Origin of the sequence: Flagellimonas alvinocaridis (assembly GCF_965248585.1) — a bacterium.
Lineage (GTDB): Bacteria > Bacteroidota > Bacteroidia > Flavobacteriales > Flavobacteriaceae > Flagellimonas > Flagellimonas alvinocaridis.
Map to the genome: position 1 here is coordinate 479,095 of NZ_OZ252111.1, position 16,819 is coordinate 495,913.

The window sequence follows — 16,819 nt, forward strand, 5'->3', positions numbered from 1 at the left end:
TAATCAAACACATAGTTTGTATCTTAGCGCTAGTATATGAAAGGCCCTCTGTTTTATTCCAAGATTCTACTTTTCGGAGAGTATGGCATCATCAAAGATTCCAAAGGACTTTCCATTCCTTATAATTTTTTCAAGGGAGCTTTAAAAAGGGGTAAGGATTTGTCTGGACAAGCCCAGAAATCCAATGAAAGTCTAAAGGCTTTTGCGGGATATTTAAAGCAGCTCCAAAATCAGGAGGAAGATTTGGTGTCTTTTGATTTAAAAGCTTTGGAAGAGGATATAGCCAGCGGAATGTACTTTGACAGCTCTATTCCCCAAGGTTATGGGATTGGCAGTAGTGGTGCCTTAGTGGCAGCCATTTACGATAAATATGCGAAGGACAAAATCACGGTGCTTGAAAACCTGACCCGGGACAAATTGCTGAAGTTGAAAGAGATTTTTGGAAAGATGGAATCATTTTTCCACGGAAAATCTTCTGGTTTAGACCCCCTGAACAGCTATTTGAGCCTTCCCATCCTTATCAATTCCAAGGATAATATAGAATCTACCAGCATACCTTCCCAACATACCAATGGAAAAGGCGCCGTATTCCTTTTGGATAGCGGAATCACTGGAGAGACTGCACCAATGGTCCAGATTTTTATGGAGAAGATGAAGCAGGAAGGGTTTAGAAATATGGTCAAGAACCAATTTGTAAAACATACCGATGCCTGTGTGGAGGACTTTTTGAATGGGAACATCAAATCGCTTTTTGGAAACCTGAAGCAACTGTCCCATGTGGTATTTGACCACTTTAAACCTATGATTCCCTCCAAATTCCATCAACTTTGGAAGCAAGGTATTGAAACCAACGATTACTACCTGAAATTGTGTGGTTCTGGGGGCGGAGGATACATTTTGGGCTTTACCCAAGATTTAGAGAAGGCCAAAAAAGCACTCAAAGACTACAATTTAGAGGTGGTGTACAACTTCTAAAATCGTCCCATGTTACTCAGTCGAAAGAACAAACTCTTGCTTTTTAAGCTGTTGAGTCTGTTTTCTGTGGTGCGCGGATATAACATTTTGGTGATCACCTTGGCCCAGTATCTGGCCTCCATCTACATACTTTCACCAGATGTCCCGCTTCGTCAGGTGGTGCTTGATCTTAATCTTTTTTTGATCGTTACGGCTTCTGCCTTGGTCATTGCAAGTGGATATATCATCAATAATTTTTATGATGCCGAAAAGGACCTGATCAACAAACCCACCAAAAGTATGTTGGACAGGTTGGTTAGCCAACGGTTTAAGCTGACGACTTATTTTATCCTGAATTTTTTGGCGGTGTTCGCGGCAAGTTATATTTCGTTTAAGGCCGTGTTGTTTTTTTCGGCCTACATTTTTGGTATCTGGTTCTATTCCCACAAATTGAAACGCATTCCCTTTTTGGGCAACCTGGTTTCGGCAACCTTGGCCATTGCGCCCTTCTTTGTGGTATTTGTTTACTATCAGAACTTTAAGACCGTGATCTTTGTGCACGCTTTATTTTTATTTCTCTTGATTTTGGCCCGGGAAATGATCAAGGATTTGGAGAATATGGCTGGGGACATGGCACAGAACTATAAGACCATTCCCATTATTTATGGTCCAAAGGTTTCCAAATTTCTTATCGGTCTGCTCATCGTCCTAACACTGGTCCCTGCACTTTTACTGATTAAGACCTTTGATGTGGGCTATATGTACCTCTACTTTGTGGCCTGTATTGCCTTGCTTTTGCTGTTTTTGGTGCTTTTGTGGAAATCGCAAGGAAAACGGGACTATGTTTGGCTCCATAACATCCTGAAGTTTATCATTGTAGCAGGTGTCTTTAGCATTCTTCTGATTGATGTGGACTTGGTACTGAACCGAATCCTGTAATTGTTTGCCCTAGAGGTTTTTCGGGAGGTAAAAACACTACATTTGCAAAAAATTGATGACTGATGACGAGATCGGACAATAACGGGAACAGGAGAAATCCAAAAGGCGGCAACAGGGGAGGAAACAACCGTAAGCCCTTTGCCAAAAAGTACAACACCCGTGAAAAAGGAAATACACCACAGAAAAAATCCAACCCGGATGAGATTCGGTTGAACCGCTATATTGCCAATGCAGGCATCTGCTCCCGTAGGGAGGCCGACACTTACATTGCTGCCGGTAACGTATCCGTGAACGGAAAGGTGGTCACTGAAATGGGCTATAAGGTAAAGCGCTCTGATGAGGTCCGTTTCGATGGAAAGCGATTGAGCCTCGAGAAGAAAGAATACATCCTTTTGAATAAACCCAAAAACTTTATTACCACCACCAGTGACGAAAAGGGAAGACGAACCGTAATGGAGTTGATTTCAAGCGCTTCCAAAGCCAGGCTATTGCCCGTGGGGAGATTGGATCGTAACACGACTGGACTTTTACTCTTTACCAATGATGGGGATCTTACCAAAAAGCTCACCCACCCAAAACACGGAGTACGTAAAATATACCATGTGCATTTGGATCAAAACCTGAGTTTATCCGATTTGCATAAGATTGAGGAAGGCTTGGAACTGGAAGATGGGCCTATTGATGTGGACAGCATCAGTTTTATCCAAGGAGCACCCAAACGAGAAATAGGGGTGGAAATCCATAGCGGAAGAAACCGTATTGTGCGCCGTATTTTTGAGCATTTGGGCTATGAGGTGACCAAATTGGACCGGGTTATATTTGCCGGACTTACCAAAAAGGATTTGCCCCGGGGCCATTGGAGGCATTTGACCGAGCAGGAAATCATTAATCTTAGAAACATAAAATAAGATTTGGAAAAAGCAAAGCTCTATCATACTCGTTTTTGGTTGTTATCACTTTGCTTTTTTTCACTTGCGGCCGTTTTCAAGTTTTTCTTCGGAAACTCATATGTTGACATTAATGTCCATGACACCTATTTTGTCATGGCCCATGCCGACCTGTTCGTCTTGACGGGTTTGTGGTTTGGCCTTTGCGGATTGGGCTATTGGATTCTTTTTAGGTTAAAAATAACGGTGTTTCAATGGATGCATTGGGCACACTTTGTATTGAGTCTTTTGCCTTTTTTGATGATATCCCTTGCCAACCTAATTTCCCCTGAACCTAACTTTGAAAGCCTAGCTTTGCTAAAGCGTATTGATTATGCGTGGTTTCTGGTATTGTTGGGATTCATTGTGGGTCAAACGTTATATTTCGCAAATATTTTAACATCCACAATAAAACATAAAACCAATTAGACAATTTTGTCCATTTTGGCTCGGATTTCTTCCAGACATAGATTCCCCAAACTACCCTCGTGGGAGTGTTCAATATCCTTTTTAGGCTTAAAATTACCATTCTCAATGGCCTTACCCATGGTCTTGTAGGCATCCCGGAACGGCATTCCGCTTTTTACCAGCTCGTTCAAAGTGTCCACGCTAAAGAGATAATCATATTTGGGATCGTCCAAAATATTTGCGTTCACCTTAATTTCCTTTAGACTGAACACCATCATCTCCAAACAGGCCTGCATATCCTGTAAAGCAGGAACAATTACCTCCTTCACCAATTGAAGATCCCGGTGATAGCCACTGGGCAAATTGTTCATGATGAGGATCAATTGGTTGGGTACCGCCTGAATCTTGTTGCATTTGGCCCGAATCAATTCAAACACATCTGGGTTTTTCTTGTGGGGCATAATGCTGCTTCCCGTGGTCAACTCATTGGGGAAGGAGATAAAATCAAAATTCTGGCTCATGTACAAACAGATATCCATGGCCATTTTGGAAAGGGTGGCAGCTACACTCGAAATTCCAAAAGCTGTGGCCTTTTCTACTTTTCCCCGCCCCATTTGGGCGGCAACCACATTGTATTTTAGGGTTTCAAAGCCCATTTCGGTAGTAGTGAAACTTCTATCTATGGGAAAAGAGCTGCCATAACCAGCAGCACTTCCCAATGGATTTTGATCGGCAACCTTATTGGCGGCGTCTATAAAATAAAGGTCATCCACCAAACTTTCGGCATAGGCAGAAAACCATAGCCCAAAGGAAGAGGGCATGGCAATTTGCAAATGTGTATATCCTGGTAACAATACATTTTTGTGTTGCTCCGCAAGTTTCAGCAATAGGTCAAAAAGTGTTTTTACCAGAGCCTTGATAGCATCCAATTCATCCTTGAGATACAATTGCATGGCCACCAGGACTTGATCGTTCCTAGATCGGGCCGTATGGATTTTTTTTCCGGTATCCCCCAATTTTTCGGTCAACAAAAACTCGATTTTCGAGTGCATGTCCTCAAAATCACCCTCAATGGTAAATTTCCCTTTTTCTATATCCTTGGCGATGTTTCCCAAAGCTTTTACCAAATCCTTGGTTTCCGTTTCGGTAATCAATCCCACTTTTCCCAGCATTTTGGCATGTGCGGTTGAAGCCATTACATCGTATTTGGCCAAAACCAAATCCAATTCACGGTCGTTGCCTACGGTAAAGTGATCTATTTTCTTATCGGTACTAAAACCTTTGTCCCAGAGTTTCATAGTGAATAATTCAAGTTCAATTGTCAATCAAGTTCAAGTACAGTTTTTTTTGTGTTTGAAACTTGTACTTGTGTTTTATTTTTTTAGAAAACCTTCTAATATTTTTATATATAAAGCGATTCCTTCCTCAATCTCATTTACATATATAAATTCATCGGCCGAATGGGAACGGGTGCTGTCCCCAGGCCCCAATTTTACCGATTGGCAGCTCAAGGCCGCTTGATCGGATAAGGTCGGGGAGCCATAAGTGCCCCTGCCCAATGCCAAACCACTTTTTACCAAAGCGTGTTCAGGGTCAATGGAGGATGAGTTCAAACGCAGGGAACGTGGAGTCATTTCGCAAGGCGCTTCTTTTTGTAGAATGTCCGCAATTTCTTGATTGGAATAGCAATCGTTTACCCGAACATCCACTACCATATCTACTTGTGAAGGGACCACATTATGCTGCTTTCCTGCGTTGATTTGGGTTACAGTGAGTTTGACTTCTCCCAAAGCTTCGGAAACTTTATCAAAAGTGCAATTTTTAAACCATTCCAAAACTTGTATGGTATTGTAAATGGCATTGTTATCATTCGGATGTGCAGCGTGCGACGGGGTTCCCTTGACCACAGCATCAAAAACGACGAGTCCTTTTTCCGCAATGGCCAAATCCATCAAGGTGGGCTCACCTACCACAGCTACATCAATTTTTGGAAGGATGGGCAGTAGGGAACGAATGCTTTTTTCCCCGGCATCCTCTTCTTCTGCAGTTGCCGCCATAATAATATTGTGACTCATCCCCTCTATTTCGTAAAAATGGACGAAGGTAGCAAGGAGGGATACCAAGCATCCTCCGGCATCGTTGCTACCCAGACCATACAGTTTTCCATCCTCAATATGGGGGTGAAACGGGTCTTTGGTATAGGCGTTGTTGGGCTTTACCGTGTCATGGTGCGAGTTTAGCAGTAAAGTGGGTTTGGATTCATCAAAATGTCTGTTGAATGCATAGATGTTGTTGTATTGTCTGTGGACATCTATCCCAAATCCTGTGAGAAATGCAGCAATGGCATCACCTGTTTTATCTTCCTCTCCTGAAAATGAAGGAATGGAAATGAGCTGTTTTAAAAGCTCAATGGCTTTTTGGGTCAATTGGTCTTGGGGTATTTTCATAGCGTTAATGTGGTAAAATTTGAATTGCCTTTTTCAAGCATGCTGACATCACCAATACAAACTTTGGATACTTGATTTCTTAAGGCATAAAAGCAATTGTGCATTTTGGGAAGCATTCCGTCAGAAATAATACCGTAGGCCAACAGCTCGTCATAGGCCTTGGTGTCTATATGTTGAATCACGGAGTTTTCATCCTCTACATCCTGAAGCACCCCTTTCTTTTCGAAGCAGTAGTACAGGGTGGTGTCAAATTGGTCAGACATTGCAATGGCCAATTCCGCAGCAATCGTATCGGCATTGGTGTTGAGCAATTGTCCTTTACCGTCGTGTGTCAATGCACAAAAGATGGGGGTAAAACCAGACTGCAATAATTTAAAGATACCATAGGAATTAACCATATCCACATCGCCCACATAACCAAAATCCACTTTCTTAATGGGTCTTTTATGGGCTTTTATGGCATTGGCATCCGCACCGCTCATTCCAATGGCATTGGTGCCAAAAGCTTGTAATTGCGCTACCATTTTCTTGCTGACCAAGCCGCCATATACCATAATGGCAATATCCAAGCTCTCCGCATCGGTGATTCGCCGACCATTTATCATTTTGGTCTCAACACCAAGCTTTTTACTCATCTCGGTGGCCTTTTTGCCACCACCATGGACCATAATCTTATTGCCCGGCATTTTGGAAAAAAGCTCCAAAATACGGTAAAACCCTTTCTCGTCCTCAATCAGATTGCTTCCTACTTTTATTATGGAAAGTGTCTGTTTCATATTATACATTTAAAATTCCTCCATCTATGGTTATTGCGGTGCCGGTAATCCATGAGCTGTCTTCCGAGACCATAAAAAGTGCAAGTTTTGCTATATCTTCAGGAGTTCCTAACCGTTTTAACAAAGTGGCTTCCTTTGCCTTTTCCACAGCCGTCTCCGGGTTGTTGAAAGCTTTTGCGGAATCCCATAGCAAAGGGGTGTCCACTGGACCCGGACAAATAGCGTTTACCCTTACTTTTGGGGCATAGTCCACGGCCATTTGCTTCATCAATGCCAAGGCTGCTGCCTTTGAAGCACAATAGGCTGGGTGGTTGGGAAAACTCTTGAATGCTGCTATGGATGCGTTGATCAAAATATGGCCCTGTTCGTTATTTTGCAAATGGGGCAGCGCATATTTGGATAGGTAAAAAATTGAACTCAAATTGGTGTTGATGGTTTGGTGCCATTCAGAAATGGGAAGCTCCATTACATTTCCAAGGCCTAGGATACCGGCGTTTAGGGAAAGCGTGTCCAATTTCCCAAAGCGGTCCATTGCTGTGGACACCAATTGTTCGTTATAGGATGGGTCGGTAATGTCGCCTGCCAAGAACACAGCTTTGCCGAGCTCCTTTTCGAGTGAACGGCCAGCTTCCTTGTTTCGTCCGGACAGGACTAGTTGAGCCCCTTCAGATGAGAAAGCCTTAGCAATGGCTTTTCCCATGCCACTGGTGGCTCCAGTTACTATACATACCTTGTCCTTTAATTTCATTTTATATCCTCCAATAACTTCTTTAGTACGAGTTGTGCTGAAAAGACCCTGTTATTTGCCTGATCCAACACCAAAGATTGATTGCCATCCAATACGGCATCCTCAACAACTATATTGCGCCTTACGGGTAGACAATGCATGAATTTAGCTTTTCCCAATTTTTCTTGGGTCATGGTCCAATCAAGATCCTTGCTCAATACCTTTCCATAATCCGTATAACTGCTCCAATTTTTTACGTAGACGAAATCAGCATTTTCCAAGGCTTTTTTTTGATTGTACTCAATTTTACATCCTTTTGTGATCTCATGGTTGAGCTCATATCCTTCCGGATGGGTTATTACAAATTCCGCATCCTGTAGTTTCATCATTTCAACAAACGAATTGGCCACTGCATGGGGCAATGCTTTTGGGTGTGGTGCCCATGACAAGACCACTTTGGGCTTTGATTTTGTACCGTGCTCTGCGATGGTAATGGCATCTGCAAAAGCCTGAAGTGGATGACCCACTGAGCTTTCCATGTTCACTACCGGAATGGAGGCATATTTGGCAAAACCGTTCAGCACTTCTTCGGCCTCGTCCTTGGCTTTGTCCTTCAGCCCGGCAAAGGCCCTAATGGCAATAATATCGCAGTATTCGGAAACCACACGGGCTGCTTCCTTGATATGTTCTGAAGTACCTTGGTCCATAAGGGTGCCATCTCCAAATTCCAAGGCCCAACCCTCACTGCCAAAGTTCATGATCATTACTTCCATTCCCAAATGTATGGCCGCTTTTTGGGTACTTAACCTCGTTCTAAGGCTATTGTTGAAAAAAAGCAGGCAAATGGTTTTTTGTTTGCCCAGTTCTTTAAATTGATAAGGGTCTTTTTTTAAGGTAATTGCTTCATCTACCCATACGGGGAGGGAATCAATATCGTTTATGGAGAGATAGTGTTTCATTTGAGTGCGGTTTTTAGGGCTTCAAAAAATAGGTCGATGTGCTCTTTGGTAATGTTCAATGCCGGCAAAAACCGAAGCAGTTTCTTGTTTTTGGCGCTACCAGTGAAAATATGTTCATCATAGATTAGTTTTTTGCGCAAATCGGCCACTTCAAAATCAAATTCCAAACCTATCATCAGCCCTCGGCCTTTTACGTTTTTAATTTGGGGAATTTCTGCGGCTTTTTCCTTAAAATAAGCGCCCAAGCTAGCTGCGTTGGCAATCAAATTTTCATTGTCAACCACATCCAAGACCGCCAAACAGGCCGCGCAGGCCAAGTGGTTTCCACCAAAAGTGGTGCCTAAAAGTCCATATGAAGGCTTAAAGGTTTCATGAAGCAGCACACCGCCCACAGGAAAGCCATTCCCCATGCCTTTGGCAATGGTTATGATATCGGGTTGAATATTGTGGTGTTGAAAGGCGAAGAACTTCCCACTTCGGCCATACCCGGATTGTACCTCATCCGCAATAAGAACCACGTTGTTCTCCTTACATTTTTTGGCGATGAACTGATAGAATTCCGTGGAAGGTTCATCCAATCCGCCCACACCTTGAATGGCTTCCAAGATTACAGCACAATAGGCATCGGAAGTGATGACCTTTTCAAAGGCCTCAAAATCATTCAAGGGAAGAAAGGTCACTTCCTGTTGCTGGTTAATGGGTGCATTGATGCTAGGGTTGTCCGTAGCGGCCACCGCCGCCGAGGTCCTGCCGTGAAAACTGTTCTTAAAGGAAATCACTTTTGCCTTTCCGGTATGAAAAGAGGCCATTTTCAGTGCATTTTCATTGGCTTCGGCCCCCGAATTGCACATGAACAGGTCATAATCGGTGCAATCGGATAATTTTCCCAATTTTTCTGCGAGCTCCTCTTGAAGTGGGTTTTGCACGGAATTGCTGTAAAACGCCATCTTATCAAGTTGGTCCTTGATTTTCGCCACATAATGTGGATGGGTGTGCCCAATGGAGATTACGGCATGACCTCCGTAAAAATCCAAATATTTTTGCCCTTTATCATCCCATACCTCAATGCCTTTGGCAAATACGGGGGTAACATCATAAAGAGGATATACGTCAAATAATTTCATAATCTTTTTACTGGTCATCTCGAACCGAGCCGAGAGGTGGTTTTTATGGTTGAAGGTCAATACTACGCTCGACCTCATATTGTTTTATCCTTTTTTAATTTGGCTTATCTTCTCATATGAGCTCACAATTCCGCGAATCAAGGAAGAACTCAATCCTTGGTGTTCCATTTCATTCAAGCCTTCAATAGTACAGCCTTTGGGGGTGGTTACCCTATCTATTTCCTCTTCGGGGTGGCTTCCGGACTCGATCAAAAGGCTTGCGGCACCGTTACAAGTATGCATGGCCAGTTCCTGCGCTTCTTTGGCATCAAACCCCAATTGAATGGCCCCTTGGGTTGTGGCACGTATCAAACGCATCCAAAAGGCAATACCACTGGCGCAGATTACGGTTGCGGCCTGCATTTGTTCTTCGGGGATTTGCATGGTGTGCCCCATACGGTTAAAGATGGCCTTGGCCAAATCAACACGTTTTTTGCCCAATTCGTTACTGCAGATACAGGTCATGGACTTGCCTACGGAAATGGCTGTGTTGGGCATGCTGCGGATGATGAATTTGTCAGCACCTATGATTTCTTCAATTTTTGGAATGCTAAATCCTGTAATGGTGCTGATCACCACATGTTTTTCTGAGAGCAGGTCCTTGACATCCTTTAGAATGGTAGCAAAATGCCCGGGCTGCACGGCAAAAATCAAGATGTCGGAATTTTTTACCGCTTCTTGGTTATCCGAAGTCACTGTAACGTTTCCGTACTTTTCAAATTCCTGGATGGATTTGGTGTTTCTTTTGGTGAGGTACATGGTGGTGGCCCCATTACTGTGCAAAATGCCCTTGGCAATGGACAATCCCAAATTTCCTGTTCCTATGATGGCTATTTTCATTTTTTCTTAATTAAGGGGTCTCGCATCTCGACTGTGCTCGATATGACAGCTCGACCAAAATTATTTTTAAAACACTCCCGCTTTTAACAATAGACCTTCGGTCTCAGGGAAACCGAACATCAGGTTCATATTCTGCACTGCCTGACCAGACGCACCTTTCAATAAATTGTCGATGGCAGAGGTGATCAAGATCAAATCCTCATGCTGGTGCAGGTGGATATGACACTGATTGGTATTCACCACTTGCTTTAGGTGGATGGGTTCATCGGAAACATGCGTGAAAACCGCGCCTGTATAAAATTCTTTGAACAAGGCTTTTGCGTCCTCTAAACTTCCGTCAAAGGCAGTATAGGCCGTGGCCAATATTCCCCTTGTGAAGTTTCCACGGTTTGGCAAGAACAAGAGTTTGCCCACAGGATTTCCATACGAGTCCAGGCTTTCCCCAATTTCTCCCAAATGTTGGTGAGAAAAGGGTTTGTACCAGGATACATTGTTGTTTCTCCAGCTAAAATGGGAGGTGGACGATAGCCCGACCCCTGCACCGGTACTCCCCGTTACGGCATTGATGTGCACTTCGTTTTTCAACAGTCCTGCTTTGGCCAAGGGTAATAATCCCAATTGGATTGCGGTGGCAAAACATCCGGGATTGGCAATGGCGTCAGCGGATATTATGGCCTCCTTGTTCAGTTCGGGAAGTCCATATACAAACTCTTTTCCATTAAAATGGGCATCGGCTTTTAATCTGAAGTCGTTGCTGAGGTCTATGATCTTGGTGTCTTTTGAAAAGGTGTTCTCCTGTAAAAAAGAGGTGGAATTGCCATGTCCAAGGCATAGAAAAACCACATCCACATTTGGATTCACCTCGCCGGTAAAGGCCAAATCTGTCAATCCCAAAAGATCTTGATGGGCCGAGGTAATGGGTTTTCCAGCCCTAGTGGTGCTGAACACAAAGTCAATTTCGGCTTGGGGATGGTGCAATAGGATTCGGATAAGTTCCCCGCCAGTGTATCCGGACCCGCCTATGATGCCTGCTTTAATCATTGTTCTGGTTTACGTGGTTCGCAATTTTACCGGAATTGGATAAAATTTTAATGAATCCTTTGGCATCATCAGCCGTCCAGCCCTTGTTCATTTCACCATAACTTCCAAAAGAAGCGTTCATGAGGTCATGGTCCGAAGCAATTCCATTGAGTTCAAATCGGTAGGGGTGAAGCGTAATAAAAACGTCGCCAGAAACATGTTTTTGGGTATCCGCCAAGAACGCTTCAATGTTTCGCATCACTTCATCCAAATAGTTTCCTTCATGCAACAACATGCCATAAAAATTGCCCAATTGCTCTTTTTGGTACTGCTGCCATTTGCTCAAGGTGTGTTTTTCCAAAAGATGGTGCGCTTTAATGATGATGAGAGGTGCGGCAGCCTCAAAACCGACCCGACCCTTGATGCCGATAATGGTATCACCAACGTGGATATCCCTGCCAATGGCATATTTGGATGCAATGGCCGATAACTTTTCAATGTTGGCTACGGGAGTGTCCTTTTCCCCATCCAAGGCTACAAGCTCTCCTTTATAGAAGGTCAATTTTAGTTCTTTGGGAAGCTCTTTTTCCAATTGGCTTGGGTAGGCACTTCCGGGCAGGGCCGAATGGGATGTCAGGGTTTCTTCACCACCCACAGAGGTTCCCCATAAACCTCGGTTGATGGAATATTTTGCTTTTTCCCAAGAATAATCAATACCATTTTGTTGTAGGTAGTTGATTTCCTCTTCCCGGGCCAATTTTTTGTCCCTGATCGGGGTGATGATTTCAATTTCAGGGGCCAAAATTTGAAAGATCATATCAAACCGTACTTGGTCGTTTCCGGCACCGGTACTACCATGGGCAATGTACTGTGCCCCTATTTTTTTGGCATGGTTTACAATTTCGATGGCCTGTACAATCCGTTCCGCGCTTACCGAAAGGGGATAGGTATTGTTCTTAAGGACATTTCCGAAGATAAGGTACTTGACCACTTTTTCATAAAATGTGGCAATGGCGTTGATGGAGGTGTAGGAACTTGCACCAAGGGCCAGCGCCTTCTCCTCGATTTCCTTGATTTCTTCCTTGCTGAAGCCTCCCGTGTTCACACTTACGGCGTGTACTTCAAAACCTTGGTCCTGTGAAAGATATTTTGCACAATATGAGGTGTCCAATCCACCGCTATAGGCCAAAACTAATTTTTTCATGTTGTATTTCTTCTATTAATTTATGTTACGAAGGCAGTGGAAAGTTTACCGTTCTCGACTGCGTTCGAACTGACATTTATTTTTGCTTCTTTTTTAAAAAAAGGGCTTCCTTAATTTTTTTCAGTCTTTGAAAGGCTTTCTCGTTCCACTTTTTGGTTACTGGCTTTTTGGAATTGGGATCGTAAAGCATACCGGTGCACAGACACATTTTTTGTTCTGTGCGGGTAAGGATATCAAAATTCTTACAGGTCTGACAGCCTTTCCAGAATTCGGGGTCGTCGGTGAGTTCAGAAAATGTAACAGGTTTATAGCCTAGTTCGTAATTCATTTTCATTACGGCCAAACCTGTGGTGATGCCAAATATTTTTGCGTCGGGGAATTTTTTTCGGGAGAGGTCAAAAATGGCCTTTTTTATTTCCTTGGCCAATCCTTGGTTTCGGTAATCTGGATGTACAATTAATCCAGAGTTGGCCACAAAGTCCTTGTTGCCCCATACTTCTATATAACAGAACCCTGCGAATTTATCACCATCCAGGGCAATAATCGCATTCCCATTCTGTAATCGCTTCATAATGTACTCCGGGGTTCTTCTGGCAATTCCGGTGCCTCGTACCTTGGCAGATTCCGTGATGGTATCACTTATGATGTGTGCGTATTTAAAATGTGATTCGTTAGCAACTACAATTTCCATTGCAAGCGTTTAAACTGATAAAAAATTAATGAAAGATGTTGGTTTGTTGTTGCGGAAATGGACTCACCTATTTCCATAGATCGTGATGCACCCTTACGGGCGACGACGGGGAGAAAATGGACGTACTGGAGCAGGAATACTCAATGTATGTAATATGTATTGTTGTCCTTTCATTTCGGGATTAAAAGTACAAATTAATTCCAATTGACCTAAGAACAGATTTATTTTTTAAAGAAATATAACTTTTTTGGGCCTTTGCTTATCATTTCATAAATAAAAAAGCCTATGACCAAAATGTATTCAAAAGCCAACCACCACATATTTTCCTTGAAATCTGGATTTGAATAAGCCTGATAACTCAATACAACGGCAAAAGACCAAATCAAGGGGAAGCGGTAATCCGTTAAAAGGGAGACTCCCAAAAGGAACACAACATACCATGGGTGAACTGTGCTGGATATGAAAAAATATATCGAGAGTACCAGTAGAGTTGAAGTAATTAGGGTTTGTAGGCTTTGATTCTTCCGCAAGAAGGCAAATAATAGGATGACGATGGCCATTACCTTGATCACCAATGTTCCATAGGCTTCAATGAGTTCCCAAGGCTTGGCGTCATAAAAAGTGACCGCTATTTTTTTGATGCCATTGTAGATTCCGGCATTGAATTCAAAATTGGAGAACCATAGACCAATGGTATCCGAATAGTTGTCTATGAAAAATGGAGTGTAAAAAGGAGTGAGCAAAGTAAGACAGCCCAGCCCTGTTAAAGCATAGAAGAAAATACTTTTTTGTAATCCCAAATACTTTAAAAAAATAGGTAGGAAGAGAATTGGGACCAATTTTACCATTATGGATATGGCATACAATGGAGCTCCGAGCCACCATTTTTGGCTTGAGATTAGATAGATTGCCCAAACAAAGAAGAACAGCATGGTTCCTTCAAAGTGCAGGTTTCCGGTGAGTTCGATGATGACCAAGGGGTTTAAGAAATACCAAAAGGCCATATAGCTGGGGCGGTTGAGCTTTTGGAGAAGCTTTCGGCTAAAATAGAGGACTCCCAAGTCACCAAGGATAATAATCAGTCGCAGGGCAATGACGGCACCGAGCATACTACCACCACCCAGAATAGATGCAAGGGCAAAGAAAAATTGGTTTACCGGAGGGTAGTTGCTATAATGTTTGGCATGAAGGCTTCCCATACCGGCATGTAGTTCATCAGCATTGGCTATGGAAAGATTGGGTTGCTCCATGAGCCGGTCCGGCGTATACAAGTAGGGGTTGAAACCATTTTTGATGAGCTCCCCATCCCAAATAAACCGATAAAAATCTTGGGAGAGATTAGGTTCTGCGATAAGGAAAATCAACCTAAAAAGGATTCCCGCCGCCAAAAGGAACTTAAAGTTCCATTTTTCAAACTGAATAATCTTGTAGCAAAAAAAGAACAGTCCACTAAACAGTGCCAGCAGCTTTATGTAGTCGGTGCGGTCTAAATCATACCCAAAACTGGTGTAGAACAGCATACTCCCGATAACAAAGAGTATCGGGTATTTGTGCAGGTTCCAGTAAGAGCGCATGAATTTAAGCCTTGGATGTCAGCGACTTAAAGAATACAAAGCCAAAGCCTAGGAACAACATCAAATGGAATGGGAAAAGTCCGTAATCATTCAATGGGATGGCACTGTACATTCCAAAAAGGAAGTAGACCATCAGGGCAAATTCCAAAATCATGTTGGGCGATAGTTTCTTGGCCAAATACTTATTGCCCTTCCACGTATCGGTAAGGTTGTTGATGTTGAATTTTGGAGTTCGCACAAACTCACTTCGCTTTCCTAAATGTCCTTCCAAAACAGCAACCGTGTTATGCAGGGAGAAGCCCAATGCTACCGAAAAGAAAGTAAAGAACAACTTGATGTAGTCCACAAAATTATCAAAACTACTTCCCTGTATACTTTTATAGGTGAACCAGTAACAAATGAATAGGATAATGGTACTGATGATGAAGAAGCTGGTCACTTCAAATATCCATCCCAAATGGCCATACATATTTTTAATGTATAGCATTGGAATGCTCAATAGAGCAACGATGAACACGCAAAGGAACATAGAACTGTTCAATAGGTGCATTACACCGTGGAACTTGGTTTTAAAGGGAATGTTTTTGGCAGTGATCACACTCCAAACCGTTTTTCTGAAGTTTTCGGCACCACCTTTGTTCCAACGGAATTGCTGGGAGCGGGCTGCGCTGATTACTACGGGAAGTTCGGCAGGGGTTTCCACATCTTCCAAATACTTGAATTTCCAGTTTTTCAATTGGGCACGGTAGCTCAGGTCCAAATCCTCGGTCAAGGTGTCGCCTTCCCAGTTACCGGCATCCAAGATGCACTCTTTTCTCCAGATACCTGCGGTACCGTTAAAATTGATGAAATGTCCCTTGGAATTTCTTCCCACTTGCTCTAAGGTGAAATGGGCATCCAAAGCAAAGGCTTGTATACGGGTCAGGGTAGAATAATCACGATTAATATGTCCCCAGCGCGTTTGCACTACTCCGATTTCCTCGTCTTTAAAGTAGGGAACGGTCTTTTTGAGCCAATCGCTTTCAGGAAGAAAATCTGCATCAAAAATGGCGATGAACTCTCCTTTGGCTATAGCCAAACCTTCTTTCAAGGCACCGGCCTTAAAGCCTTTTCGGTTTTCCCTGCGGATGTGTTGGATGTCCAAACCTGTTTTTTGGAGCTCTTTTACCCTTCTGGCTGTTTCTATTACAGAGTCATCGGTAGAGTCGTCCAACACTTGGATTTCCAATTTGCTTTTAGGGTATTCTATTTTGGCAATATTGTCCAACAAGCGCTCCATTACGTATTCCTCATTGTAAATGGGAAGTTGAATGGTAACAAAGGGAATTTCTTTTGGATCTAGTAAATTGAATTTTGGGGCTTCCTCGTTTCGCTTTTTATACCCTAGATAGTTTATCAAGAGGTTTAATTGGGCTAGACTGTAGAAGAATATCAAAATCAGGGCCGTACTGTAGATAGCAATGATGATAAGAGCGATAGTGAGTCCCATGTTATTTTAAACTGTATTTAAAGATCCAACCCAAAATTTTTATGCCTGCAAATATAGTACCTTTTACCGTTCCTGAAACTTTTGACACTCCAATTCTTCGTTTATAACGTACTGGTACTTCGGTATATGTCATTTTTTTTCTTAATATTTTTAACTGCATTTCCACGGTCCACCCGTAAGTCGTGTCCTGCATTCCCAATTCTTTGAGCTTTTCATATTTAATGGCCCTAAAAGGTCCTAAATCCGTAAATCTTGATCTAAAGAATAATCGCATCAAAAAAGTGGCCAACCAATTGCCAAAAACCTGTTGCGGTGTCATAGATCCTGGTTCACGAAGTTCTTTTTTACGTGCGCCGACCACAAAATCAATGTCCTTCTCCAAGATGGGGGCGATTACTTTATCCAGTTCTTCTGGATAATCTGAGTAATCTCCGTCAATAAATACGATGATATTGGGTGTTTTGGATGCTTTGGATATGTAATCTATTCCTTTTAGGCAGGCAGAGCCATATCCTTTGCGGGTTTCGGTGATTACGGTAGCTCCTGCTTTTTGAGCATTTTGAATGGTATTGTCGATAGATCCATTGTCCACCACAATGATTTCAGAAACATGTTTCGGCAATTCGGAAACCACTTTGCCTATGGAATCTCCTTCATTGATTGCGGGAATGATTACCTTGATGTTGGTCATAGGCATTCTTA

The 16,819-nt window shown here is 42.8% G+C and carries 17 protein-coding genes; 4 read left to right on the plus strand and 13 right to left on the minus strand.

Going from position 1 to position 16,819, the window contains the following annotated elements:
- Window positions 1–36 precede the first annotated feature (36 nt).
- The 4 genes from ACP14V_RS02105 to ACP14V_RS02120 all read left to right on the plus strand — a co-directional run bounded on the left by ACP14V_RS02105 (window position 37) and on the right by ACP14V_RS02120 (window position 3,248).
- Entirely contained in the window at window positions 37–975 is a 939-nt protein-coding gene (locus ACP14V_RS02105; RefSeq protein WP_272610844.1) for a mevalonate kinase family protein, read from the plus strand.
- Between the two features lie 9 nt (window positions 976–984).
- Entirely contained in the window at window positions 985–1,893 is a 909-nt protein-coding gene (locus tag ACP14V_RS02110) for a geranylgeranylglycerol-phosphate geranylgeranyltransferase (RefSeq protein WP_272610843.1), read from the plus strand.
- A gap of 62 nt (window positions 1,894–1,955) precedes the next feature.
- Window positions 1,956–2,801, plus strand: coding sequence for a pseudouridine synthase (locus ACP14V_RS02115; RefSeq protein ID WP_272610842.1), 846 nt, complete (start codon window positions 1,956–1,958; stop codon window positions 2,799–2,801).
- Window positions 2,802–2,804: 3 nt separating this feature from the next.
- Window positions 2,805–3,248 (plus strand): hypothetical protein, encoded by a 444-nt coding sequence (locus ACP14V_RS02120; RefSeq protein WP_272610841.1) that lies wholly within the window; start codon window positions 2,805–2,807, stop codon window positions 3,246–3,248.
- Here the strand turns inward: ACP14V_RS02120 and argH are convergent.
- The 13 genes from argH to ACP14V_RS02185 form a co-directional block, all read right to left on the minus strand.
- Window positions 3,245–4,525, minus strand: coding sequence for an argininosuccinate lyase (argH, locus tag ACP14V_RS02125; protein ID WP_272610840.1), 1,281 nt, complete (start codon window positions 4,523–4,525; stop codon window positions 3,245–3,247). The two genes, ACP14V_RS02120 and argH, sit on opposite strands and share 4 nt — an antisense overlap.
- A gap of 75 nt (window positions 4,526–4,600) precedes the next feature.
- Window positions 4,601–5,674, minus strand: coding sequence for a M20 family metallo-hydrolase (locus ACP14V_RS02130; RefSeq protein WP_272610839.1), 1,074 nt, complete (start codon window positions 5,672–5,674; stop codon window positions 4,601–4,603).
- On the minus strand, window positions 5,671–6,450 hold the full coding sequence (gene argB / locus ACP14V_RS02135) for an acetylglutamate kinase (protein WP_136565418.1): 780 nt from the start codon (window positions 6,448–6,450) through the stop codon (window positions 5,671–5,673). The genes ACP14V_RS02130 and argB overlap by 4 nt, the downstream gene beginning before the upstream one ends.
- A gap of 1 nt (window position 6,451) precedes the next feature.
- Window positions 6,452–7,198, minus strand: coding sequence for an SDR family NAD(P)-dependent oxidoreductase (locus ACP14V_RS02140; protein ID WP_272610838.1), 747 nt, complete (start codon window positions 7,196–7,198; stop codon window positions 6,452–6,454).
- Window positions 7,195–8,136 (minus strand): acetylornithine carbamoyltransferase, encoded by a 942-nt coding sequence (locus tag ACP14V_RS02145; protein ID WP_136565420.1) that lies wholly within the window; start codon window positions 8,134–8,136, stop codon window positions 7,195–7,197. Before ACP14V_RS02145 ends, ACP14V_RS02140 begins: the two co-directional genes overlap by 4 nt.
- On the minus strand, window positions 8,133–9,260 hold the full coding sequence (locus ACP14V_RS02150; RefSeq protein WP_272610939.1) for an aspartate aminotransferase family protein: 1,128 nt from the start codon (window positions 9,258–9,260) through the stop codon (window positions 8,133–8,135). Before ACP14V_RS02150 ends, ACP14V_RS02145 begins: the two co-directional genes overlap by 4 nt.
- A gap of 84 nt (window positions 9,261–9,344) precedes the next feature.
- Window positions 9,345–10,139 (minus strand): pyrroline-5-carboxylate reductase, encoded by a 795-nt coding sequence (proC, locus tag ACP14V_RS02155; RefSeq protein WP_116217568.1) that lies wholly within the window; start codon window positions 10,137–10,139, stop codon window positions 9,345–9,347.
- 66 nt (window positions 10,140–10,205) lie between these two features.
- On the minus strand, window positions 10,206–11,180 hold the full coding sequence (gene argC / locus ACP14V_RS02160) for an N-acetyl-gamma-glutamyl-phosphate reductase (RefSeq protein ID WP_272610837.1): 975 nt from the start codon (window positions 11,178–11,180) through the stop codon (window positions 10,206–10,208).
- The gene (locus ACP14V_RS02165; protein WP_272610836.1) at window positions 11,173–12,363 is read right to left on the minus strand and encodes an argininosuccinate synthase; all 1,191 of its coding nucleotides are present in this window, start codon (window positions 12,361–12,363) and stop codon (window positions 11,173–11,175) included. Before ACP14V_RS02165 ends, argC begins: the two co-directional genes overlap by 8 nt.
- Before the next feature lie 76 nt (window positions 12,364–12,439).
- Window positions 12,440–13,054, minus strand: a complete 615-nt coding sequence (locus tag ACP14V_RS02170; protein WP_136565425.1) for a GNAT family N-acetyltransferase — start codon at window positions 13,052–13,054, stop codon at window positions 12,440–12,442.
- Window positions 13,055–13,275: 221 nt separating this feature from the next.
- Window positions 13,276–14,628, minus strand: coding sequence for a polyprenol phosphomannose-dependent alpha 1,6 mannosyltransferase MptB (mptB, locus tag ACP14V_RS02175; RefSeq protein ID WP_272610835.1), 1,353 nt, complete (start codon window positions 14,626–14,628; stop codon window positions 13,276–13,278).
- Window positions 14,629–14,632: 4 nt separating this feature from the next.
- On the minus strand, window positions 14,633–16,117 hold the full coding sequence (locus ACP14V_RS02180) for a cellulose synthase family protein (RefSeq protein WP_136565427.1): 1,485 nt from the start codon (window positions 16,115–16,117) through the stop codon (window positions 14,633–14,635).
- A gap of 1 nt (window position 16,118) precedes the next feature.
- Window positions 16,119–16,808 carry a glycosyltransferase family 2 protein gene (locus ACP14V_RS02185; protein WP_136565428.1) on the minus strand — a complete coding sequence of 230 codons (690 nt, stop codon included), beginning with the start codon at window positions 16,806–16,808 and terminating at the stop codon, window positions 16,119–16,121.
- Between the last annotated feature and the right edge of the window lie 11 nt (window positions 16,809–16,819).